Source organism: Pseudomonas sp. 32A (genome assembly GCF_052682255.1).
This window is the reverse complement of record NZ_JBQYLY010000001.1, coordinates 593,668-615,556: the sequence shown is the minus strand read 5'-3', so window position 1 is coordinate 615,556 and position 21,889 is coordinate 593,668. Positions and strand designations below refer to the sequence as shown.

Annotated in this window: 21 protein-coding genes; 9 read left to right on the top strand and 12 right to left on the bottom strand. The window is 60.5% G+C overall.

The window, feature by feature from the left end; translation table 11 throughout:
* Positions 1-104: 104 nt before the first annotated feature.
* Both ACUN0G_RS02680 and ACUN0G_RS02675 read right to left on the bottom strand, forming a co-directional pair.
* Complete coding sequence (locus ACUN0G_RS02680) at positions 105-1,001, bottom strand: LysR substrate-binding domain-containing protein (protein ID WP_445572632.1); 897 nt, start codon at positions 999-1,001, stop codon at positions 105-107.
* A 134-nt stretch (positions 1,002-1,135) separates the two neighbouring features.
* Positions 1,136-1,900, bottom strand: coding sequence for a sulfite exporter TauE/SafE family protein (locus ACUN0G_RS02675; RefSeq protein ID WP_445572631.1), 765 nt, complete (start codon positions 1,898-1,900; stop codon positions 1,136-1,138).
* A 190-nt stretch (positions 1,901-2,090) separates the two neighbouring features.
* Here ACUN0G_RS02675 and ACUN0G_RS02670 point away from each other — a divergent pair, with 190 nt between their 5' ends.
* Complete coding sequence (locus ACUN0G_RS02670) at positions 2,091-3,005, top strand: LysR substrate-binding domain-containing protein (RefSeq protein WP_445572630.1); 915 nt, start codon at positions 2,091-2,093, stop codon at positions 3,003-3,005.
* Between the two features lie 15 nt (positions 3,006-3,020).
* Here the strand turns inward: ACUN0G_RS02670 and ACUN0G_RS02665 are convergent, their stop codons facing one another.
* On the bottom strand, positions 3,021-4,430 hold the full coding sequence (locus ACUN0G_RS02665; protein WP_445572629.1) for an amino acid permease: 1,410 nt from the start codon (positions 4,428-4,430) through the stop codon (positions 3,021-3,023).
* A gap of 165 nt (positions 4,431-4,595) precedes the next feature.
* Complete coding sequence (gene kynU / locus ACUN0G_RS02660) at positions 4,596-5,846, bottom strand: kynureninase (protein ID WP_445572628.1); 1,251 nt, start codon at positions 5,844-5,846, stop codon at positions 4,596-4,598.
* A 142-nt stretch (positions 5,847-5,988) separates the two neighbouring features.
* On the opposite strand from kynU, the gene ACUN0G_RS02655 reads away from it, so the two are divergent.
* Complete coding sequence (locus ACUN0G_RS02655; protein ID WP_003212305.1) at positions 5,989-6,462, top strand: Lrp/AsnC family transcriptional regulator; 474 nt, start codon at positions 5,989-5,991, stop codon at positions 6,460-6,462.
* 123 nt (positions 6,463-6,585) lie between these two features.
* On the opposite strand, the gene catA is transcribed toward ACUN0G_RS02655, so the two are convergent.
* The 3 genes from catA to ACUN0G_RS02640 are packed head-to-tail and all read right to left on the bottom strand — an operon-like array spanning position 6,586 to position 8,989.
* Complete coding sequence (gene catA / locus ACUN0G_RS02650) at positions 6,586-7,515, bottom strand: catechol 1,2-dioxygenase (protein ID WP_421552160.1); 930 nt, start codon at positions 7,513-7,515, stop codon at positions 6,586-6,588.
* A gap of 42 nt (positions 7,516-7,557) precedes the next feature.
* Positions 7,558-7,848: a muconolactone Delta-isomerase gene (catC, locus tag ACUN0G_RS02645; protein WP_093202109.1), complete on the bottom strand. Its 291-nt coding sequence runs from the start codon at positions 7,846-7,848 to the stop codon at positions 7,558-7,560.
* Between the two features lie 16 nt (positions 7,849-7,864).
* Positions 7,865-8,989 carry a muconate cycloisomerase family protein gene (locus ACUN0G_RS02640; RefSeq protein WP_445572627.1) on the bottom strand — a complete coding sequence of 375 codons (1,125 nt, stop codon included), beginning with the start codon at positions 8,987-8,989 and terminating at the stop codon, positions 7,865-7,867.
* A 112-nt stretch (positions 8,990-9,101) separates the two neighbouring features.
* On the opposite strand from ACUN0G_RS02640, the gene ACUN0G_RS02635 reads away from it, so the two are divergent.
* Positions 9,102-9,977, top strand: coding sequence for a LysR family transcriptional regulator (locus ACUN0G_RS02635; protein ID WP_445572626.1), 876 nt, complete (start codon positions 9,102-9,104; stop codon positions 9,975-9,977).
* A 151-nt stretch (positions 9,978-10,128) separates the two neighbouring features.
* Here the strand turns inward: ACUN0G_RS02635 and ACUN0G_RS02630 are convergent, their stop codons facing one another.
* Positions 10,129-11,130 (bottom strand): AraC-like ligand-binding domain-containing protein, encoded by a 1,002-nt coding sequence (locus ACUN0G_RS02630; RefSeq protein ID WP_445572625.1) that lies wholly within the window; start codon positions 11,128-11,130, stop codon positions 10,129-10,131.
* 312 nt (positions 11,131-11,442) lie between these two features.
* Here ACUN0G_RS02630 and antA point away from each other — a divergent pair, with 312 nt between their 5' ends.
* From antA to ACUN0G_RS02610, 4 genes are all read left to right on the top strand, one after another.
* Positions 11,443-12,834 (top strand): anthranilate 1,2-dioxygenase large subunit, encoded by a 1,392-nt coding sequence (gene antA / locus ACUN0G_RS02625; RefSeq protein ID WP_445572624.1) that lies wholly within the window; start codon positions 11,443-11,445, stop codon positions 12,832-12,834.
* Complete coding sequence (gene antB, locus ACUN0G_RS02620) at positions 12,834-13,325, top strand: anthranilate 1,2-dioxygenase small subunit (RefSeq protein ID WP_003212320.1); 492 nt, start codon at positions 12,834-12,836, stop codon at positions 13,323-13,325. The genes antA and antB overlap by 1 nt, the downstream gene beginning before the upstream one ends.
* A 125-nt stretch (positions 13,326-13,450) precedes the next feature.
* Positions 13,451-14,458: an anthranilate 1,2-dioxygenase electron transfer component AntC gene (gene antC, locus ACUN0G_RS02615; RefSeq protein ID WP_445572623.1), complete on the top strand. Its 1,008-nt coding sequence runs from the start codon at positions 13,451-13,453 to the stop codon at positions 14,456-14,458.
* A 71-nt stretch (positions 14,459-14,529) separates the two neighbouring features.
* Positions 14,530-15,930: an amino acid permease gene (locus ACUN0G_RS02610; protein WP_003212324.1), complete on the top strand. Its 1,401-nt coding sequence runs from the start codon at positions 14,530-14,532 to the stop codon at positions 15,928-15,930.
* Positions 15,931-16,107: 177 nt separating this feature from the next.
* On the opposite strand, the gene kynA is transcribed toward ACUN0G_RS02610, so the two are convergent.
* A complete protein-coding gene (gene kynA / locus ACUN0G_RS02605) occupies positions 16,108-16,965 on the bottom strand; it encodes a tryptophan 2,3-dioxygenase (RefSeq protein WP_063033266.1) in 858 nt (285 codons plus the stop codon).
* Entirely contained in the window at positions 16,962-17,612 is a 651-nt protein-coding gene (gene kynB, locus ACUN0G_RS02600; RefSeq protein ID WP_421525990.1) for an arylformamidase, read from the bottom strand. The genes kynA and kynB overlap by 4 nt, the downstream gene beginning before the upstream one ends.
* A gap of 377 nt (positions 17,613-17,989) precedes the next feature.
* Between kynB and ACUN0G_RS02595 the strand changes: the two genes are divergently transcribed.
* Both ACUN0G_RS02595 and ACUN0G_RS02590 read left to right on the top strand, forming a co-directional pair.
* Entirely contained in the window at positions 17,990-18,334 is a 345-nt protein-coding gene (locus ACUN0G_RS02595; RefSeq protein WP_003212331.1) for a cupin domain-containing protein, read from the top strand.
* 357 nt (positions 18,335-18,691) lie between these two features.
* Positions 18,692-19,402 (top strand): SIR2 family NAD-dependent protein deacylase, encoded by a 711-nt coding sequence (locus tag ACUN0G_RS02590; RefSeq protein WP_445572622.1) that lies wholly within the window; start codon positions 18,692-18,694, stop codon positions 19,400-19,402.
* Between the two features lie 48 nt (positions 19,403-19,450).
* On the opposite strand, the gene mmsB is transcribed toward ACUN0G_RS02590, so the two are convergent.
* Complete coding sequence (gene mmsB / locus ACUN0G_RS02585) at positions 19,451-20,338, bottom strand: 3-hydroxyisobutyrate dehydrogenase (RefSeq protein ID WP_445572621.1); 888 nt, start codon at positions 20,336-20,338, stop codon at positions 19,451-19,453.
* Positions 20,339-20,352: 14 nt separating this feature from the next.
* Positions 20,353-21,870, bottom strand: a complete 1,518-nt coding sequence (locus ACUN0G_RS02580) for a CoA-acylating methylmalonate-semialdehyde dehydrogenase (RefSeq protein WP_445572620.1) — start codon at positions 21,868-21,870, stop codon at positions 20,353-20,355.
* Positions 21,871-21,889 lie beyond the last annotated feature (19 nt).

Below are 21,889 nucleotides of genomic sequence, written 5' to 3'. Positions count from 1 at the left end.
GGAGGTGTCTCCCTGCGTGAGTAATTGATGGCGTCAGTATTGCGGACCCATCCATTCCGAATAAGTCCGCATTGCCCAATTCACTCTTGCGCAGGGGTCACGAATCAACGGGCGTAGCTGGACAGCTTGCCCTGGATAAAGTCCAGGAAGCACTGGATGCGCAGGGCCAATTGCGAGTTGCGGTAGTACACGGCATTGATCGGCTGGCGATAGCCGCTGTTGAACTCTGCCAGCACCGGTATCAGGCGCCCGCTTTTGATGTCCTGGGCGGTCATGAAGTCCGATAGACAGGTGATGCCCTGCCCTTCCAGTGCCAGTTGGCGCAAGGTTTCACCGCTGGAGGCGGCGACGCCCGGCTGGATCTGCCAGCGATCCCCGTGCACATGGCGCAGCGGCCAGTGGTTCAGGGTTTCGGTATGGGTGAAACCGAGCAAGGTGTGTTCGGCCAGTTCGGCAACGGTGCTGGGCGTACCGTGCTGTTTCAGGTAAGCCGGGCTGGCGAGGATATGCAGCGGGCTGCATCCCAGTGAGCGGGCATGCAGGGTCGAGTCGGCCAGGGCACCGATGCGGATCGCGATGTCGGTGCTCTGCTCCAGCAGGTCGATGATCAGGTCGTTGCTGTTCAGCTCCAGCTGGATGTCCGGGTACAGGCCACGAAACTCGGCGATGTACGGCACGATCGCATGCAGCATGAACGGCGATGCCGCGTTGATCCGCAGACGCCCCGAGGGGGTTTGCTGGCGCGACGACAGGCGTTCTTCCAGGTCGTCCATTTGCTCGAGGATCACCTTGGCCCGCTCGAAGAAATACTTGCCCTCTTCGGTCAGGTCCATGCGCCGGGTGGTGCGGTTGATCAGAGTGGTGTCGAGCTTGGCTTCCAGGCGCGACAAGGTGCGGCTGACCGCCGACGGCGTCTGCCCAACCTGTTCGGCGGCAGCGGAAATCGACCCGCATTCAATCACGCAGACGAAGATCTGTAGCTCATCGGATCGGGCTTTCAACGTGAATCCTCTTTATAGCGGCTGCACGGATACTAGCCGCATTACAGACTCAGGATAACGGGGCCTGTGCTCTGGCGTACGCACAGGGCGGTCAAAACGCATTTGACCAAAATACACAAATCAACAGCAGATTCTTAACCGCTGATCAGCAAATGCCCACCCAGCGCGGCCATCCCGATAAAAAACACCCGCTTGAACAGCACCGCGCTGATGCGCTGGCGCAGGGCCTGGCCCAGCCACATGCCGAGCAGCGCCGGCACCAATGCCAGCAATGAGGCGTTCAATTCCCCACCGCCCAGGCTGCCGCGCCAGAACAGGCCGGCCGCCAGTGCCAGGGTCGACACGGTGAACGATAGCCCCAGCGCTTGCACCAGTTGATCGCGGCTCAAGCCCAACGCTTGCAGATACGGCACCGCCGGGATCACGAATACTCCGGTGGCCGAGGTGATGACCCCGGTCAGCAAGCCGCACGATGGCCCCAGCCAGCGCTCGGTGGCCGGGCTCACCTTGAAGGTCGGCAGAAACAATCCGCTTAGGGCATAAACCAGCAATGCCCCGCCTAACGCCCGCACCACCCAATGCCCGCCGTCCATGCCCAGCCACAACGAGCCCAGCCCGGTACCGAGGAAAATCAGCAGGAGCATCGGCCACAGGCGTTTGATCAAGGCCCTCAGATGACCGCCGAACGCCAGTTGCCAGAGGTTGGTCACCGTCGACGGAATGATCAGCAAGGCCGCAGCCTGCGCCGGCAACATAGCCAGGCCGAGCATTCCCATGGCGACAGTGGGCAAGCCCAGGCCGATGACGCCCTTGACCGTACCGGCCAGCAGGAAGGTGCCGATCACCAGCAATGTCAGGGCCGGGCCGAGATTTTGGTAGAACGCGAGTAAGGTATTCATGGGTCGATTTTGCAGGTTTGGGTGATGTCTGAAAATTCGCCATATACTGAGGCAGCCTCTTGTTTTGCATGAGGCAGATGGCCTCTTCGCGAGCAAGCCCGCTCCCACATTTTGAAAGGGTTCACAGATCTAAATGTGGGAGCGGGCTTGCTCGCGAAGAGGCCCGTCCAGACACCGAGAACCCCAGCCCATGCACTTTGACCTGATCGACCTGCGCCTGTACCTGCACATCCTCGACACCGGCAACATCACCGCCGGCGCCAGCCGCAGCCATTTGTCCCTGGCCGCCGCCAGTGCGCGGATTCGGGCGATGGAAGCCTCGCTGGGCATCGCGTTCCTGGAACGCGGCCGCCGTGGCGTAACGCCAACAGCAGCAGGCAAAGCCCTGGCCCGCCACGCCCGTTTGCTGTTGCAGCAGGCCGAGCACCTGCAGCAAGACCTCGCGGAATACGCCAACGGCGTCAAAGGCCAGGTGCGCCTGCTGTGCAACACCACGGCCCTGAGCGAATACCTGCCGGAATTGCTGGCGGACTTTCTGCGGGAACACCCCAACCTGGATATCGACCTGCAGGAACTGCCGAGCCTGCGCATCACCCACGCCTTGCGCCAGGGCGCGGCAGACCTGGGGATTATTTCCGATGCGGTGGACACCCACGGCTTGCAGACCCTGCCCTTTCGCGACGACCCGCTGGTGCTGATCATGCCGCTGGATCACCCGCTGGCCGGGCGCACCGTGAGTTTTATCGACAGCTTGCAGCACGACTACGTAGGCCTGGCCGCCGACAGCGCGCTGGCGGTGTACCTGGAAGAACAGGCGTTGCATGCAGGCTTTCGCTTGCAGACGCGCATCCGTGCGGACGGGTTTGACGGGTTGATTCGCATGGTCGCCGGGGGCGCCGGGCTGGGAATCGTGCCGTTGGCCGCGCTGGAACGCTGGCCGTTGGAGCGGCGCTTCCAGGCCCACCCCCTGACCGAGGATTGGGCCTGTCGCAAACTGCTGTTATGCGCGCGCGGGTTCGACCAATTGCCCGGTTACGCCGCCCAACTGCTAAACGCCCTCTCCCCCTGTAGGAGCGAGCTTGCTCGCGAAGCACGTCAACAATAACGCGGGCTTTCTGATTTAACCCGGCGCCCTCGCGCCTACAGGGTTTTGGCGACCCTTGCGAAAAAACAAGTAATACACCAGCGACAGAATCAGCAGGAAGGGCACCCCGAACACCAACGTCATCTTGAACGCGTCGGTGAAGAACGTGGTGATCATCACCGCGCCCATCAGCACCAGGCCCAGCAGCGTGCTATAGGGAAACAGCGCCAGCTGGAACGACAACTTCGCCCCGCCGTGACGCTTGCGGTAGCGACGGAAAAACAGGTGAGTCAGGAAGATCATGAACCAGGTGAAGATCGCGCCAAACATCGAGATCGCCATCATCAAGGTGAACGAGCTTTCCGGGTACACCACGTTCAGCAAGGTCGCCAGGGCAATGCCCGAGCTGGACAGCAGCAAGGCGTTCAACGGGATCCCGCTCTTGCTCAAGGCCCCCATGGACTTGGGCGCAAAACCAGCGCGAGACAGGCTGAACATCATGCGGGTGGTGATGTAGAGCTGGCTGTTCATCGCCGACAAGGCGGCGATCAGGATGACAAAGTTCATCACCCCGGTGGCGCCGGGAATGCCGATGGTCTGCATCACTGTGACGAACGGGCTCTGGGCATGGCCGGCCTGGTTCCACGGCACGATGGCGAGCATCAGCGCCAGGGTCAGCAGGTAGAACACCACCAGCCGCACGATGGTCGCGCGGAAGGCTTTCTTCACCGCCTGCTCCGGGTCGGCCGCTTCACCGGCGGCCACCGCGATCATTTCCACGCTCAGGTAACTGAAGATCGAGACGATCACCGCGATCCACATGCCGCTCAAGCCATTCGGGAAAAAGCCGCCGTGGGCCGTGTAGTTCTGCACACCGTAATCCGGGTTGCCGGAGCCGAACACCACATACACCGCGAGGATGATAAAGCCCACAATGGCGCTGATTTTGATCGTGGAAAACCAGTATTCGAAGTTGCCGAAGGTCTTGACGCTGATGGCGTTGAGCACGATCAACACGCTGGAAAACGACACGATCCACACCCATTCCGGCACGTTGGCGAACCAGTACTTCATGTACATCGCCACCGCCGTGACCTCGGCGCCCACCGCCAACACAATCGCCGCCCAGTACGCATAGCGCACCAGGAAACCCGCCAGCGGGCTGACGTAAAACTCGGCGTACGCGCCGAAGGAGCCCGAGGTGGAATGCGCCACGGTCATCTCCGCCAGGCAGCCCATCAGCAACAAGGTGATCAGCGCACCGATGGCATAGCTGACCAGCACGCTGGGCCCGGCATAGCCGATGGCGTAGGCACTGCCCATGAACAGCCCGGTGCCGATGGCGCCACCGATGGCGATCATGCTCATCTGGCCGGAAGTTAGCTGGCGCCTGAGGCCCAGTTCGCGATTGGTGATTTCGGCAAAGCCTTGGTCTGGCGTGGTCACGTGGCGTGCCCCTTTATTATTGTGATTGCACTGCTTTCTGGTTGAAACACTGTCCCCTGTGGGAGCGGGCTTGCTCGCGAATGCGGTGTGCCAGTCAATACATCAGAGACTGATAGACCGTATTCGCGAGCAAGCCCGCTCCCACATTTTTTGCTCTGCGTTTACTCAGGTGACGCTGTGGCGAACCTTGAATTGCGGTTGATCCCAGGTTTTCTGATCGAGAATCTCACCCAGGATTTCCACCGCATCCCACACCTCAGCAAAGCTGGTGTACAGCGGGGTAAAGCCGAAACGCATGATCCGCGGCTCGCGATAATCACCAATCACGCCGCGATCGATCAAGGCCTGGATAACCGCATAGCCTTCCGGGTGTTCGAAGCTGACGTGGCTACCCCGCCGCGCGTGTTCACGCGGGGTGATCAAGGTCAGGTCGTGAGCGGCGCAACGGGATTCCACCAGCTCGATAAACAGGTCGGTCAGCGCCAGAGACTTAGCGCGCAAGCTGGCCATATCGGTCTGAGCAAAAATATCCAGGCCACACTCCACCATCGCCAGCGAGGTAATCGGCTGGGTGCCACACAGGTAGCGGGCGATGCCCTGGCTCGGCGCATAACGCGATTCCATGGCGAACTGGCGGGTATGCCCGAACCAGCCCGACAGCGGCTGCGTGACCACATCCACCAGCGCTGGGTTGACCCACACAAACGCCTGGGAGCCGGGCCCGCCGTTGAGGTATTTGTAGGTGCAACCAATCGCATAATCGGCACCGGCCTGATGCAGGTCGATCGGCACCGCGCCCGCCGAATGCGCCAGGTCCCAGATCGTCAGCGCGCCGCACTCATGGCTCAACGCGGTCTGGGCCGGCATGTCGTACATGTAGCCGGTCTTGTAGTTGACGTGGGTGAGCATCACCACGGCCGTGTCCTGGTCGATGGCGTGGGGCAGTTCGTCCGGGCTGTTGACCAGGCGCAGGGAGTAGCCCTGTTGCAGCAGTTCGGTCAGGCCTTCGGCGATGTACAGGTCGGTGGGGAAGTTGCTCGCTTCGCTGACGATCACCTTGCGGCTTGGCGCCCGTTCGCGTTGCACGGTCAGTGCCGCGCTGAGCACCTTGAACAGGTTGATGGAGGTGGTATCGGTGATCACCACCTCACCGTCGTGGGCGCCGATCAGCGGTGCCAGGCGATTGCCCAGGCGCTGGGACAGGTCGGCCCAGCCGGCGCTGTTCCAACTGCGAATCAGGCCATTGCCCCACTCCTCGACGATCACCGCTTGCGCCCGCTCCAGCGCTGCCACCGGGCGCGCGCCAAGGGAGTTGCCGTCGAGGTAGATCACCCCGGCAGGCAAGGCGAATTGGTCGCGCAGTGGCGCCAGCGGATCCTGGGCGTCGAGGGTCAGGCAATGGGTGCGGGTGGTCATGGTCAGTCCTGTTCTTGTAGTAACAATGAGCCAAATAATGAACGAAGCTTTAGAGAATTTTCGTGCAAAGTGGTGGGCGACAGGCTAATTAAGCTGTAGGAAATTCGAATTTACCCCCCAAACACGCGGATTTATTCTAACCATGATTCTCGACGCCACCGACCTGCGCCTTCTGCATTTCCTGCAACAGGATGGCCGTATCAGTAACCAGGAACTGGCGGAGAAAGTCGCCCTGTCGCCCTCGGCTTGCCTGCGGCGTTTGCGCCTGCTGGAGAGCGAGGGAATCATCAGCGGTTATCGGGCGGTGCTGAACGCCGAACAGTTGGGGATTGAGCTGGAGGCCATCGTCCACCTGTCGTTGCGTCAGGACGTGGAGGATTGGCACGAGACGTTTATCAAGAAGGTGCAAGGGTGGCCGGAGGTGGCCAGTGCGTATGTGATTACGGGGGCGAGCAATTATGTGCTGCGGGTGCAGGCGCGTAATTTGAAGCACTTTTCGGACTTTATCGTGAACCACCTGAACCGCACGGCGGGGGTGATGGATATTCGGTCAGAGATCGTGTTGCAGAAGATCAAGGATCGGGATGATCTGCTCGACCTGGTTGTTCGCAAATAGACTGCAGATCGTTCCCACGCTCTGCGTGGGAATGTCGCCCTGGACGCTCCGCGTCCGCTCTTAAGGTCGTGACGCGGAGCGTCACAGGAGGCGTTCCCACGCGGAGCGTGGGAACGATCAACCTCAGTCTTCGAGCGCGCGCACTCGCTGCATGCGCTTTTGTTCTACCGGCGCCGCCGCAGGCTGCAACTCGAAGTCAAAATCAATCTGCGCAAACTGCCCTTCCACACCAAACTCCTTCGCCAGGTTTGCGTCCTCGCTGAAGCGAATTTCGGCGATCAACTCATCCCGCGTCGCATAGGCAAAATCATCATGCAGGTACGGATCATCCGACAGGTTGATCTGCGTCGTCAGGTGCCGATGGCCTGGCGCCGAGATGAAGAAGTGGATATGCGCTGGCCGCTGGCCATGGCGCCCCAACTGGTCCAGCAACTGCTGGGTCGGCCCGGTCGGCGGGCAGCCATACCCCGACGGCACAATGCTGCGGAAACGGTAGTTGCCCTGGGCATCCGTCTCGATCCGCCGACGCAGGTTGAACTCCGATTGCGTGCTGTCAAACCACGAATACGTACCACCGGTATTGGCCTGCCACACGTCGACAATCGCCCCGGCCAGCGGCTTGCCATTGGTGTCGCGCACCTGGCCTTGCATGAACAGCGGCACACCCGGGTCCTGCCCGTCATCCAGCCGCGCTTCATATTTGGACAGCGGCGCACCGGCCACATACAGCGGGCCTTCGATGGTGCGCGGGGTGCCGCCGGATTTGCCGGCTTCTTCGTCTGCCGCGTCCATCAGCATGTCCAGGTAATGCTCCAGGCCCAGGCCGGCTGCGAGCAACCCGGCTTCCTGGTTCTTGCCCAGTTCGTTGAGGTAGTTGACCGCCTTCCAGAACTCTTCCGGGGTCACTTCCAGGTCTTCGATGATGTTCACCGTGTCCCGCAGGATCCGGTAGATCAGCGCCTTGGCCCGTGGGTTGCCGCCGTCGTTCAGGTTGCCGCTGGCTTCTTCGAGAAACTGTTGGGCGTGAGCAGTCTGGGAAAGTCGGATGGTCATGGTGCAATCCTCATCTTGTAATTATTAGGTGAAAAAACAGACTCAGCGATCATCCTCACGGATCGACGATGGATGCCGGCACAGGGCATTCACTTCGATGGCCATGTAAGGATAAAGCGGCAGTTGCATCAGCAGGTCATGCAGTTCCTGCACGCTGTCGACATCAAATACGCTGTAGTTGGCATACAGCCCGGCGATGCGCCACAGGTGGCGCCATTTGCCCTCTTGTTGCAGCCGCTGGGAGAAGGCTTTTTCTTCAGCCTTGAGGCCGGCAGCGCGCTCGGGGTTCATGTCGACGGGCAGGTTCACGGTCATTTTTACGTGGAACAACATCGCAGGTGTCCTCTTGTTATTTATCGCGACGGAAGAACGCCAGGCGCTCTTCATCGATGGCCAGGCCCAGGCCCGGAGCGGTGGAGACATGCAGGTGGAAATCGCGGTACACCAGCGGCTCGGCGAGGATGTCTTCGGTGAGCAGCAGCGGGCCGAACAGCTCGGTGTCCCACGCCAGTTTGTTCAAGGTGAGAAAGGCATGGGCCGAGGCCAAGGTGCCGATACCGCCTTCGAGCATGGTGCCGCCGTACAGGCCAATGCCCGCCGCCTCGGCAATCGCCGCGGTGCGCAATACCGCGCGCGGGCCGCCGTTTTTGGCGATCTTCAGGGCGAACACCGAGGCCGCGCCTTCGCGAGCCAGGTTGAAGGCGTCTTCCACACATTCGATGGATTCGTCGGCCATGATCGGCGCCGGGCTCGACAGGTTGAGCCGGACCATGCCGCCACGGTTGTTGCGCGAGATCGGTTGTTCGATCAGGTCGATACCGTTGTCACCCAGCACCTTGCAGGCGCGCAGAGCCACGGCTTCGTCCCAGGCCTGGTTGACGTCAACCCGCACGCTGGCGCGATCACCCAAGGCTTTTTTGATCGCGATGACGTGGGCCAGGTCCTGGCTGACTTCACCGGCACCTATCTTCAGTTTGAAGATGCGATGGCGGCGCAGGTCGAGCATCTTCTCGGCTTCGGCGATGTCTTTTTCGGTATTGCCACTGGCGAGGGTCCAGGCCACCGGCAAGGCGTCCCGCACACGGCCACCGAGCAATTCGCTGACCGGCAAATTCAGGCGTTTGCCGAGGGCGTCGAGCAAGGCGCTTTCGATGCCCGACTTGGCAAAGGTGTTGCCCCGAATGCTGCGCTCCAGGCGCAACATGGCGGCATTGATGTTGCTCGCATCCTGGCCAAGCAGCAGCGGCGCGACGTGCCGGTCGATGTTGATCTTGATGCTGTCGGGGCTTTCATTGCCGTAGCTCAGGCCGCCGATAGTGGTGGATTCACCAATGCCTTCGATACCGTCGGCGCAGCGCACGCGGATGATCACCAGGGTCTGGTTCTGCATCGTGTGCATCGCCAGCTTGTGCGGGCGGATGGTAGGAAGGTCGACGATGATGGTCTCGATCGACTCGATGGCGCAAATCGGCATGGCAATACCCGTTGGGTTCTTTATAGATTTGGCCTGATTCTGTTCCGGATCTCTGCTGGCTTCCAATATAATGAGTCTCGAACAATACCCTCAAGGTATGAAAGGAGTCCTTATGGAACTGCGCCATCTGCGTTACTTCCAGGTGCTGGGGGAAACCCTCAACTTCACCCGCGCCGCCGAACGCCTGCACATTGCCCAGCCGCCGTTGAGCCGGCAGATCCAGCAACTGGAGGATGAACTGGGCGTGGTCCTGCTGGAACGCGGGCGGCCATTGCGCCTGACCGAGGCCGGGCGGTTTTTCTATGAGCACGCCAACGTGCTGCTGGAGCAACTGGGCAAGGTGTGCGATAGCACCCGGCGCATTGGCTTGGGCGAAAAGACCTGGCTGGGCATCGGTTTTGCGCCTTCGGCGCTGTATGGGGTGTTGCCGGAGTTGATTCGACGGCTGCGCAGCCACGATGGTCTGGAGCTGGAATTGGGCCTGTCGGAAATGACCACGTTGCAACAGGTCGAAGCCCTCAAGGCCGGGCGGATTGATGTGGGCTTCGGGAGGATTCGCATCGACGACCCGGCGATTGTGCAGCGGGTGTTGGTGGAGGATCGGCTGGTGGCCGTATTGCCCGCCGGGCATCCCTTGCTGGGTGCACCGGCAACGCTTGCGCAATTGGCCGCCGAACCGTTCGTGCTGTACCCCGGTAATCCGCGGCCCAGCTACGCCGACCATGTGATCGCGCTGTTCGACGCCCACGGCTTGAGCCTGAAGGTGGCGCAGTGGACCAATGAATTGCAGACCGCCATCGGCCTGGTGGGTGCGGGTATGGGCGTGACGCTGGTGCCAGCCTCGGTGCAGGTGCTGCATCGGGCGGACATCGGCTATACCCCGGTGGTGGAAGCCACCGCCACTTCGCCGATCATTCTCAGCCGGAGGATCAATGACCAGTCGCCGGGGCTTACTCATTGCCTGCAGCTGGTGGAAGAGTTGATCTGAAATCTCACAACCAACACAAATCCCCTGTGGGAGCTGGCTTGCCTGCGATAGCGGTGGGTCAGCCAAGAAGATACAAGCTGAGCCACCGCTATCGCAGGCAAGCCAGCTCCCACATTTGATCTCCATTGTTTTTAAGTAGTGTGTTCATTGTTCAAGCCCCCCGCATGCGCCGGGCGTCGTTGCGTTGCGGGGTCTGGCTGGGGGATTCATCGAACAGCTTGCGGTACTCGGCCGAGAATCGCCCCAAATGGGTAAAGCCCCAACCCAGGGCGATCTCGGAGATAGTTCGGGTCGAACCGTGTTCGAGAATTTCCTGGCGCACGGCGCCCAGGCGGTATTTCTTCAGGTAAGCCATGGGCGACAGGGCGAAGTATTTGCGGAAGGCATCGAACAGCTTGAAGCGCGAAACCCCCGCCGCTGCCTCCAGGTCCTCCAGATGCACCGCCTCCCGGGCGTTGTCGTGGATGTACTGCCGCGCACGGATCAGATAGTGCGGCAGCTTCACCCCCAGCACGTCCCGCAGTTCTTCGGAGTAGTTATTCGGCTGGGCGAGAATCAGGCCCTTGATCAGCGAGCTTTCCAGATCCCGGGTAAACGCCGCCTGGTCATACAGCTCGCTGCTGCGCTCCAGTTCGGCGATGACATACCGCGCCATGCGCCACCACGACGCCGGGGCGCCATCCACCGCATCCATCACCGACTCAAAGCGCAGCGGCGCTTCAATCGGCCGCTGCAGCAGGCCTTCCAGGGATTCGCTCATCGCCGCGCGGGTGATCACCACCTGCAACTTGCGGCAGTCGCCGGAAATCGCCAGCACTTGATGCTCATTGGGCGAGATGATCACGCCCTGATCGCGGTTGGAACTGAGCCGTTCGCCGTTCTTGCTCAGTTCCTGCTCGCCCACCAACGGCAGGCTCAGGCTGTAGCTGCTGAAGTGTTCGGCGTCTTCGATGTCGATGGTGACGTCGGTGCCGTACTCAATAATCCCCAGCGTGGTGGCGCGGGACTTGAACACATTGGCACTGTGGTGAAAGCGGATGCGTTCCGGCGTCGCGGTTTGCAGCCGGTGCGGCCCGCAAATGCCGGACATCCAGCTGCAGGCGCCTTCAAGGTCGAAGCGCTCGATACGTATATCGCGTGTATTGCTACTCATCACGGGGCACCCACGGCAATTGTGGCCGGCGCGCTCTGACGGCGCGTCCTGGTAGAGCAACAGCAAGTTTTGCGCCACGCCAGCGGCATTGCCACTGGGTGGATAGCAACCGTCGATTAAGTGGATAACGCACCGACTTTTCCGACAATCGCCTTGCAAGACAGTAGCGCATTCCACCCCTGCCCTGCACCGCCGTGGGTATTTGGTGCCCAACTAAGTGGCCCACCTTCCCCCATTAACCGGATAGCCCGCCACCCTGCCGCAGCCTCTTAATGGCCTACCCGTTTAGCCATTATCAAAAAGGTGCCTCCCATGAGTGGTGCAAGAAGCGTCGAGCAGTGGAAAAGCTTTATTGAAGGCTGCCTGGACTTTCGTCCGGTGGATGAAGTGTTCCGCATCGCCCGGGACATGTTCACCGAGCCGCAGCTGTTTGATCTGGAGATGGAACTGATCTTCGAAAAGAACTGGATCTACGCCTGTCACGAAAGCGAATTGGCCAACAAACATGACTTCGTGACGATGCGCGCCGGGCGCCAGCCGATGATCATCACTCGCGATGGCGAAGGCCAGCTCAACGCCCTGATCAACGCCTGCCAGCACCGGGGCACCACCCTGACCCGGGTCGGCAAGGGTAACCAGTCCACCTTCACCTGCCCGTTCCATGCCTGGTGCTACAAGAGCGATGGCCGGCTGGTGAAGGTAAAGGCGCCGGGGGAATACCCGGAGGGGTTCGACAAAGCCACTCGAGGCCTGAAAAAGGCGCGGATCGAGAGCTACAAGGGTTTCGTGTTCATCAGCCTCGACGTGAACGGCAGTGACAGCCTGGAAGACTTCCTCGGCGACGCCAAAGTGTTCTTCGACATGATGGTTGCCCAGTCGGCCACCAGTGAGCTGGAAGTGCTGCCGGGCAAATCGGCCTACACCTACGACGGTAACTGGAAACTGCAAAACGAAAACGGCCTGGACGGTTATCACGTCAGCACCGTGCACTACAACTACGTGGCCACGGTGCAGCATCGCCAGCAGGTCAATACCGAGAATGGCACCGGTTCAGGCACAACCCTGGACTACAGCAAGCTCGGCGCCGGCGACGCGAATACCGATGACGGCTGGTTCGCCTTCAACAATGGCCACAGCCTGTTGTTCAGTGACATGCCCAACCCCACCGTGCGTTCGGGCTACGCCACCATCATGCCGCGCCTGGTCGAAGAACACGGCCAGCAAAAAGCCGAGTGGATGATGCACCGCCTGCGCAACCTGAACATCTATCCGAGCCTGTTTTTCCTCGATCAGATCAGCTCGCAGTTGCGGATCATCCGCCCCATCGCCTGGAACAAGACCGAGATCATCAGCCAGTGCCTGGGGGTAAAGAACGAGTCTGACGCCGACCGTGAAAACCGCATTCGCCAGTTTGAGGATTTCTTCAACGTTTCCGGTATGGGCACGCCGGATGACCTGGTGGAATTTCGCGAAGCCCAGCGCGGCTTCCAGGGCCGCCTGGAGCGCTGGAGCGATATTTCCCGTGGCAGCCACCGCTGGGAAACCGGGCCGACGCCCAACAGCGAAGCCATCGGCATCCAGCCGGCAATGACCGGCACCGAATTCACCCACGAAGGCCTGTACGTCAACCAGCACCGCAACTGGCAGAAATTCCTGCTGGACGGGCTCGATGCCCAAGCCCTGAAACTGCGGGAGGTGAAATGATGAATGCGCAATTGCAGTACCGGATCGAACAGTTTTTTTACCGTAAATCCGAGCTGTGCGACGCCCAGGATTGGGACGCGTATGTGCAGTTGTTCGACCCGCAGAGCGAGTTCCACCTGCCGCAGTGGGACTCGGAACACGTCTACACCCGCGACCCGAAGCGCGAGATGTCGCTGATCTACTACGCCAACCGCTCGGGCCTGGAGGATCGGGTGTTTCGCCTGCGCACGGGCAAGGCCGCGTCGGCCACGCCGATGCCGAGGACGCTGCATTTGATCAACAACGTGCGGATTGCCGAGCAACCGGACGGGCTGCTGGAAGTGAAGCTGAACTGGCACACGTTGTTCTATCGGCTGGCGACGTCGGAGCAGTTCTACGGCAGCGCCACTTACAGCCTCAAGCCCGATGGCGACAGTTGGTTGATCACCCGCAAGCATGCGCTGCTGCTCAACGACACCATCAACTCGGTGCTGGACTTCTATCACCTGTGAACACCTTCCCCCCGTAGCAGCTGTCGAGCCTTGGCGAGGCTGCGTCTGCGGAGTGTCAGGTGCGCCGCCGACGCAGCCTCGCCAAGGCTCGACAGCTGCTACGCGGCGTTTTAGAGAGCGATCATATGAATCACAAAGTGGCCTTCAGTTTTGCCGACGGCAAGACCCTGTTTTTCCCGGTGGGCGCCAATGAGATCCTGCTGGATGCCGCACTGCGCAACGGCATCAAGATCCCGCTCGACTGCCGCGAAGGCGTATGCGGCACCTGTCAGGGCCGTTGCGAATCAGGGGATTTCACTCAGGACTACGTGGACGAGGAAGCCCTCTCCAGCCTCGACCTGCAACAACGCAAAATGCTCAGCTGCCAGACCCGGGTCCAGTCCGACGCGGCGTTTTATTTCGATTTTGATTCCAGCCTGTGCAACGCGCCGGGGCCAGTACAAATCCGCGGCACGGTGAGCGATGTGCAGCAGGTCTCGGCCAGCACCGCGATTCTGCACCTGCAGCTTGAACACCCATTGGACTTTTTGCCGGGCCAATATGCCCGCCTGTCGATTCCCGGCACCGACAGTTGGCGCTCCTACTCTTTCGCCAACCGCCCGGGCAATCAATTGCAGTTCCTGATCCGCCTGCTGCCCGATGGCGTGATGAGCAACTACATCCGCGAGCGCTGCCAGGTCGGCGATGAGGTGCTGCTGGAAGCGCCATTGGGTGCCTTCTACCTTCGGCATGTCACCCGACCGCTGGTGTTGGTGGCCGGCGGCACTGGTTTATCGGCGCTGCTGGGCATGCTTGACGACTTGGCCGCCAGCGCTTGCCAACAGCCGGTGCACCTGTATTACGGCGTGCGTGGTGCGGCAGATTTGTGCGAGGCCGTGCGCATCGCCGCTTATGCCGAAAAAATCCCAAACTTTCGCTACACCGAAGTACTCAGCGACCCGACGCCCGATTGGGCCGGCAAGCGTGGCTACCTCACCGAGCATTTCGACCTGGCCGAATTGCGGGATCAATCGGCGGATATGTACGTGTGCGGGCCGCCACCGATGGTCGAATCCATCAAACAATGGCTGCTGGATCAGGCACTTGATGGCGTTCAGCTGTATTACGAAAAGTTTACCGAGAGTAATATCTGACCCCTCAGCGGTATGAGGGGCTGGTTCGGTGTGCGATCAACCCTGAAAAAAACAAGTAGAAGGGAATGTTAATGGCGGATGACATGGTTAACCCGGTGGGCCTCAAACGTGGCCTGAAGAACCGACATATTCAGCTGATTGCCTTGGGAGGGGCAATCGGGACCGGGCTGTTCCTCGGCTCGGCAGGCGTGCTCAAGTCGGCGGGGCCGTCGATGATCCTGGGCTATGCGGTAGCCGGTTTCATCGCGTTCCTGATCATGCGCCAGCTGGGCGAGATGATCGTCGAGGAACCGGTCGCCGGCTCCTTCAGCCACTTTGCCCACAAATACTGGGGCGGTTACGCAGGCTTCCTCGCCGGCTGGAACTACTGGGTACTCTACGTGCTGGTGGGCATGGCCGAGCTGACAGCGGTGGGCAAGTACATCCAGTTCTGGTGGCCGGAAATTCCGACCTGGGTCAGCGCGGTGGTGTTCTTTGTGCTGGTCAACCTGATCAACACCCTCAACGTGAAGTTCTTCGGTGAGACCGAGTTCTGGTTCGCGATCATCAAGGTGGTGGCGATTGTCGGCATGATCGTGCTCGGCTGCTATCTGCTGTTCAGCGGCACCGGCGGCCCGCAGGCCTCGGTGAGCAACCTGTGGAGCCACGGCGGGTTCTTCCCCAATGGCGGCATGGGGCTGTTGATGTCCATGGCGTTCATCATGTTCTCGTTCGGCGGCCTGGAGCTGGTGGGGATTACCGCCGCCGAAGCCAGCGAGCCACGTAAGGTGATCCCGAAGGCGATCAACCAGGTGGTGTACCGGATCCTGATTTTCTACGTCGGCGCACTGACCGTGCTGCTGTCGTTGTACCCATGGGATCAACTGCTGCAAACCCTCGGCGCATCGGGCGATGCCTACAGCGGCAGCCCGTTCGTGCAGATTTTCTCGCTGATCGGTAACGACACCGCTGCCCACATCCTTAACTTCGTGGTCCTGACTGCGGCACTGTCGGTGTACAACAGCGGCGTGTACTGCAACAGCCGCATGCTGTTCGGCCTGGCCGAGCAAGGCGATGCGCCGAAAGCGCTGATGAAGCTGAACAAGCAAGGCGTGCCGCTGCGTGCCCTGGGCATTTCGGCCCTGGTGACGCTGCTGTGCGTGGTGATCAACTACGTCGCCCCGCATGATGCACTGGAGCTTCTGTTTGCGCTGGTGGTTGCCTCGCTGATGATCAACTGGGCGCTGATCAGCCTGACCCACATCAAGTTCCGCAAGGCCATGGGCGAGCAAGGCGTGGTGCCGTCGTTCAAGACCTTCTGGTTCCCGTTCAGCAACTACCTGTGCCTGGCGTTCATGCTGATGATCATCTGCGTGATGCTGGCGATTCCGGGTGTGCGGGCGTCGGTGTATGCGATTCCGGTTTGGGTCGGGATTATCTATGTGGCGTACCGGTTGCGGTTGAATAACGCGAAGGCAGTAACAGCGCAATAACCCATGTGGGAGCGGGCTTGTGTGGGAGCGGGCTTGCTCGCGAAGGCGTCGTGTCAGTCACCTGATGTATTGACTGACCCACCGCTTTCGCGAGCAAGCCCGCTCCCACATTTGGATCGTATTTCAAATGAAAAGCCCCGGTACTGATGAGTACCGGGGCTTTTTGTTGGGCCTTGATTACAGCGTGGAACGCACTCGCCACAGCTCGGGGAACAGCACGGTGTCGAGCATCTTGCGCAGGTAGCCCACGCCTTCGGTGCCGCCCGTACCGGGCTGGAAGCCGATGATCCGCTCTACAGTGGTGACATGGCGGAAGCGCCACTGGCGGAAGGAATCCTCCAGGTCGATAAACTTTTCGGCCAATTGGTACAGGTCCCAATACCGGCTCGGGTCGCGATAAACCTCGCGCCACGCGGCCTCCACGGATTCATCGTGAACCGTCGGCGCCGTCGGATCGCGTTCGGCGCGCTTGGGGTCGATCGCCAGGCCGGCCTTGGCCATCAGGTTGATCGCTTCGTCATACAGCGACGGCGTGGCAATCGCCACTTTCAGCTCGTTCAACAAGTCCGGACGATGGGCGTGGGGCCGCAACAGCGCCGCGCTTTTATTGCCGAGGATGAATTCGATTTCCCGGTATTGGAACGACTGGAACCCCGACGACTGGCCCAGGTACGGGCGAATCGACTTGTACTCCGACGGCGTCATGGTCGCCAGCACTGCCCAGGCGTGCACCAGTTGGTCAAAGATTCGCGACACCCGCGCCAGCATCTTGAACGCCGGTGGCAACTCCCCCAGGCGCACGTGTTCGCGGGCGGCCTTGAGTTCGTGGAGCATCAGCTTCATCCACAGCTCCGAGGTCTGGTGCTGGATGATGAATAGCATCTCGTTGTGGTCCGGCGACAGCGGGTGCTGGGCGCTGAGCACTTTGCCCAGGTCCAGGTAGTCGCCATAGCTCATGGACTCGGAAAAATTCAGCTCGGCGTTATGCCATTCTTCCGGCGGCTGGTAGTCAGGGGAGAAAGGACACTGGCTCATCGCGTGGGCTCCTTGAGCGGGCGGAGGATGGCTCGTACCGGGCTGGCATCGAGGTTGGCAAAACGCAGCGGCAGCGCGATCAACTCATAATCGCCCTCCGGCACGTCGTCCAGGACGATGCCTTCGAGAATCGCCATGCCATGACGGGCGACGGCGTTGTGGGAATCCATGGTCTTGGACTGCTGCGGGTCCAGGGACGGTGTGTCGATGCCGATCAGGCGCACACCGAGGCTGGCCAGCAGCTCGACGGTTTGCGGGGCGACCGCGGTGAAATTCGAATCCCAGCTATCCAGCGGCGCCTGTTGATAAGTGCGCAGCAGCACCCGCTCCGGCAGGTTCTCCAGGCGGCCTTCCAACTGATGTGGCTGCACCAGCGCGCCGCTGCCCAGGCAATGCAGCACCCGGCACGGGCCCATGTACACATCCAGGGACACTTCGCCGATGGGCGCCCCGTCAGCGCTGTAGTGCAGCGGTGCGTCCACATGGGCGCCGGTGTGGGGCGACAGGGTGATGCGTCCGACATTCACCGGGCACTCGGGGCCGAACTGCCACACCCGCTCTTCCTGAAACGGCGTATCGCCCGGCCAGGTCGGGGTCGCGGTGCTCAAGGGCGGGCTGATGTCCCACCACGTTGTTATTGGATTCATTTCAAGGCTCTCGGTCGTTACTGGGGTGAATGATACGAGGGCCAGCTGTAAATATTCTTGCGAATTCCAGCGTAAAGCGGGAAATCTTTCGCACTTACTGCGAGGAAATGGCTGATTGGTGATTGGATGTTTCAAAGCGCCCGGTCAAGCATTGCCCCCTGTAGGAGCGAGCTTGCTCGCGAAAAACTCGAGGGCCCCGCGTGGCGTCAGAATGCCAACGTCATCGTTAACGACCTTCGCGAGCAAGCTCGCTCCTACAGGGGATCAAGATCAACGGCCGCCTGCGCTTCTGGGCATCCCGATGTCGAGTTCAGACCACAGGCGGGCGGCCCAAGGCGATAGGGTTCGGACTTCCCTTCCACTGCCTCGGAATCATCATGTCCAAGCCGATCACCGTACTGCGCGACACCCACCCACTGCCGGTGCTGGACGCCTGCAAATGGGAAAAACTCGAAGGCGACCCCCACACCGTCAATCTCAATGCCTACACCAGCGAGGACGGCAGCAAGATCATGGGCACCTGGATCTGCACCCCCGGCAAATGGCGGGTGGAGTACGTGAAGTGGGAATACTGCCACTTCCAGGAAGGCTACTGCGTGATCACCCCCGACGGCCTGGAGCCGATCCATTTGCGAGCTGGGGATATCTTTGTGGTGGAACCGGGGATGAAGGGGACGTGGGAAGTGGTCGAGACGGTACGTAAGTATTTTGTGTTTGCCTGAGTTAACAATCAGAAAAGCCCACAAGAAAAAACCGCCCCAAAAAGGCGGTTTTTTTCATAAAAAATGAGCGGTTCTCACCCTCCAACAGCGAACGATGCCAGAGCTGACCTTCTCGATTGAGATTGGAAAACCACGCACTTGAGAAAATTCGAATATTGACGTGCCATACCGATGGGATTCTTATTAAGCCGGTGGAGAAGTCACGAAAGCGCGTTAGCGGCAGAGGGCGAAAACAATAGCAAGATTGCACGTGGCCTTGAGCTGGGCTTGAATTCAAGATCTTCTGACCTATTCGATGCCAGTTTCCGTCTCCCGAAGAAGTCCTCCGCATCATGCCATTAGCCAAGGAACCTACTTATGGCAGCTGAATTCGATAGACAAAAAATCGTCATTTTCACAGGTTCCGGCATCAGTGCTGAAAGCGGTCTGGATACCTTCAACGACGAAACCGGCCTGTGGATGGATCATCGCATCGAAGATGTGGCAACTCCTGAGGCGTGGCATAGAAATACGGAAGAAGTTCTGACGTTCTATAACCAGTTGCGAAAAAAGGTCTATGCCGCACAACCCAATGCCGCACACCTTGCAATCGCAGCGTTGGAGTCGCGGTTTGATGTCGTGGTGATCACTCAGAACGTTGACGACCTGCATGAACGCGCAGGCTCCACGTGCGTTTTACACCTTCACGGTCAGATCAACCTGGCGCAAAGCACCGTCGATGAACAACTGATGTACAAGATCGATGGCGGCCCGATTTTACTGGGCGACTTGTGCGAAAAAGGTAGCCAGCTACGGCCCCATGTCGTTTGGTATGGCGAAAACGTACCAAATCTTGAGATAGCACAGCAGCACTTCAAAAACGCAGAGAAGGTTCTGGTAGTGGGAACGTCACTCACCACCCAGCCGGCCGCCGGCTTGGTTACCAAAGCCAGGCACTCTGCCGAGAAAGTCCTTATTGGACTGGCGGTTGTGCGTAAACCCTACGGATATGAATTCATGCGAGGAAAGGCATCAAGCCTGGTGCCTTATGTTGCAGGTTGCTGGCTGAAAGGCCAGAAAGCTCGCTGACAGGCAAAAACCCGGGAACCCATTTAAATCGGGTTCCCGGAAAATCCCCTATTGGGGTTTTCGATAGCTGTTGATAATCGCCGAGAAGTCCTTGCCCCCTTCCCCACGCTGGCTCATCGATTGATACAACTGCTGCGCCACTGCGCCGAGGATCACCGGCTGGTGCGCCTGGCGGGCGGCTTCAGTGGCCAGCCCCAGGTCCTTGAGCATCAGTTCCGCACCAAACCCGCCGGTATAACCCCGGGACGACGGCGCCGTTTCGATAATCCCGGGCCATGGGTTGTAGGTGTCCGAACTCCAGCAACGCCCGGTGGAGCTGTTGATGATTCCCGCCAACACTTGGGTGTCGATGCCCAGCGCGTCGCCCAGGGCCATGGCTTCGCTGACGCCGACCATGGTGATACCCAGCAGCAGGTTGTTGCAGATCTTGGCGATTTGCCCGGTGCCGACTTCGCCGCAATGGACGATGTTACGGCCCATCTGCGCCAATACCGGTTGCAGGGTGGCGAACAGTTCCGGGGTGGCGCCGACCATGAAGGTCAGCGTCCCGGCCTGGGCGCCACCGGTGCCGCCGGACACCGGGGCGTCAGCCATCACCACGCCTTGTTTTGCCGCCGCCGCTGCTACATCGCGAGCGGTCTGCGGGTCGATGGTGCTGCAATCCACCGCCGGCACGCCTTTGCCGATGCCGGCCAGCACGCCATCTTCACCGAGCCATACGCTGCGCACATGGACCGCAGCCGGGAGCATGGTCACTACCAGCTCGGCACCTTCTGCTGCCGCACGCGGTGAGGCGCTGATGGTGCCGCCCAGTTCGGCCAGTTCCTTGAGCACGGTCTGGTTCAGGTCAAACAGGTTCAGCGCATGGCCGGCCTTGATCAGGTTGCGCGCCATCGGCGCGCCCATGTTGCCCAGGCCGATAAATGCAATCTTCATGGTCGTCTCCTCGATCAGCGCAGGTTGATGGTGGTGTTGACGCCATCGTTGACGCTGTCGTCGTCGAACCAGCGGCTGGTGACGGTCTTGGTCTGGGTGTAGAACTGCACCACTTGCTTGCCGTACGGGCCCAGGTCGCCAAGTTTCGAGCCACGGGAACCGGTAAAGCTGAAGAACGGCACTGGCACGGGAATCGGGATGTTGATGCCGACCTGACCGACGTCGATTTCGCTCTGGAACTTACGCGCCGCCGCGCCGCTCTGGGTGAACAGGCCGGTGCCGTTGCCGAACGGGTTGGCGTTGACCAGGGCGATGGCTTGGTCGAGGGTGTCGACTTCCAGCACCACCAGCACCGGGCCGAAGATTTCCTGGGTGTAGATCTGCATGTCGGTGGTCACGCCGGAGAACAGGGTCGGGCCGACGAAGTTACCGTCTTCGAAACCCGGCACCTTGATGCCACGGCCATCCAGTTCCAGCTTGGCGCCTTCTTTCACGCCGCTTTCGATCAGGTCGAGAATACGTGCCTTGGCGCGCCTGGAGATCACCGGGCCCACATCAGTACCGGCTTCACTGCCGGCATTCACCTTGAGTTTCTGCGCCAGGGCCTTGAGGTCCGGCAGCCATTGCTTGGCCGCGCCTACCAGCACCACCACGGAAGTCGCCATGCAACGCTGACCGGCCGCGCCGAAACCGGCACCGACCAGAGCGTTGAGGGTTTGCTCGCGATTGGCGTCCGGCAGCACCACGGCGTGGTTCTTGGCGCCCATCATCGATTGCACGCGCTTGCCGTGTTTGCCCGCGAGGTCGTAGACGTGAGTCCCCACGGCGGTCGAGCCGACGAAGGACACGGCCTTGATGTCTTTGTGGGTGCACAGCGCATCCACCACATCCTTGCCGCCGTGAACCACGTTCAGCACACCAGGTGGCACACCGGCTTCGAGCGCCAGCTCGACCAGCAGCAGGGTCGACAGCGGGTCCTGCTCAGAAGGTTTCAGTACGAAGGTGTTACCGCAGGCAATGGCCATCGGGAACATCCACAGCGGAATCATCGCCGGGAAGTTGAACGGGGTGATTCCGGCGCACACGCCGATCGGTTGGCGCAGGGTGTAGGTGTCCACACCGCCGGCGACGTTTTCAGCGAATTCGCCCATCTGCAGGGTGCCGATGGAGCACGCATGCTCGACCACTTCCAGGCCACGGAAAATATCGCCTTCAGCGTCGGCAATGGTCTTGCCCTGCTCGGCGCTGAGCACCACGGCGATGCGCTTGGAGTGCTCGCGGATCAAGGCTTGCAGCTTGAGCATGATGCGCATGCGCGCACCGATCGGCGTCAACTTCCAGGTCTGGAAGGCGCGATGGGCGGCGTCAATGGCAGCGTTGACTTCTGCTGGGGTGGAAAACGGCACACGGGCCAGTACTTGCTGGGTAGCGGGGTTGACGATGTCTTGCCATTCGGTGGTCTTGGACTCGACCCACTCGCCGTTGATCAGCAGCTTGACCTGTTGCACGGAAATATCGGCAGATGCGTTCATGTGGTCTCCAATTCTTGTA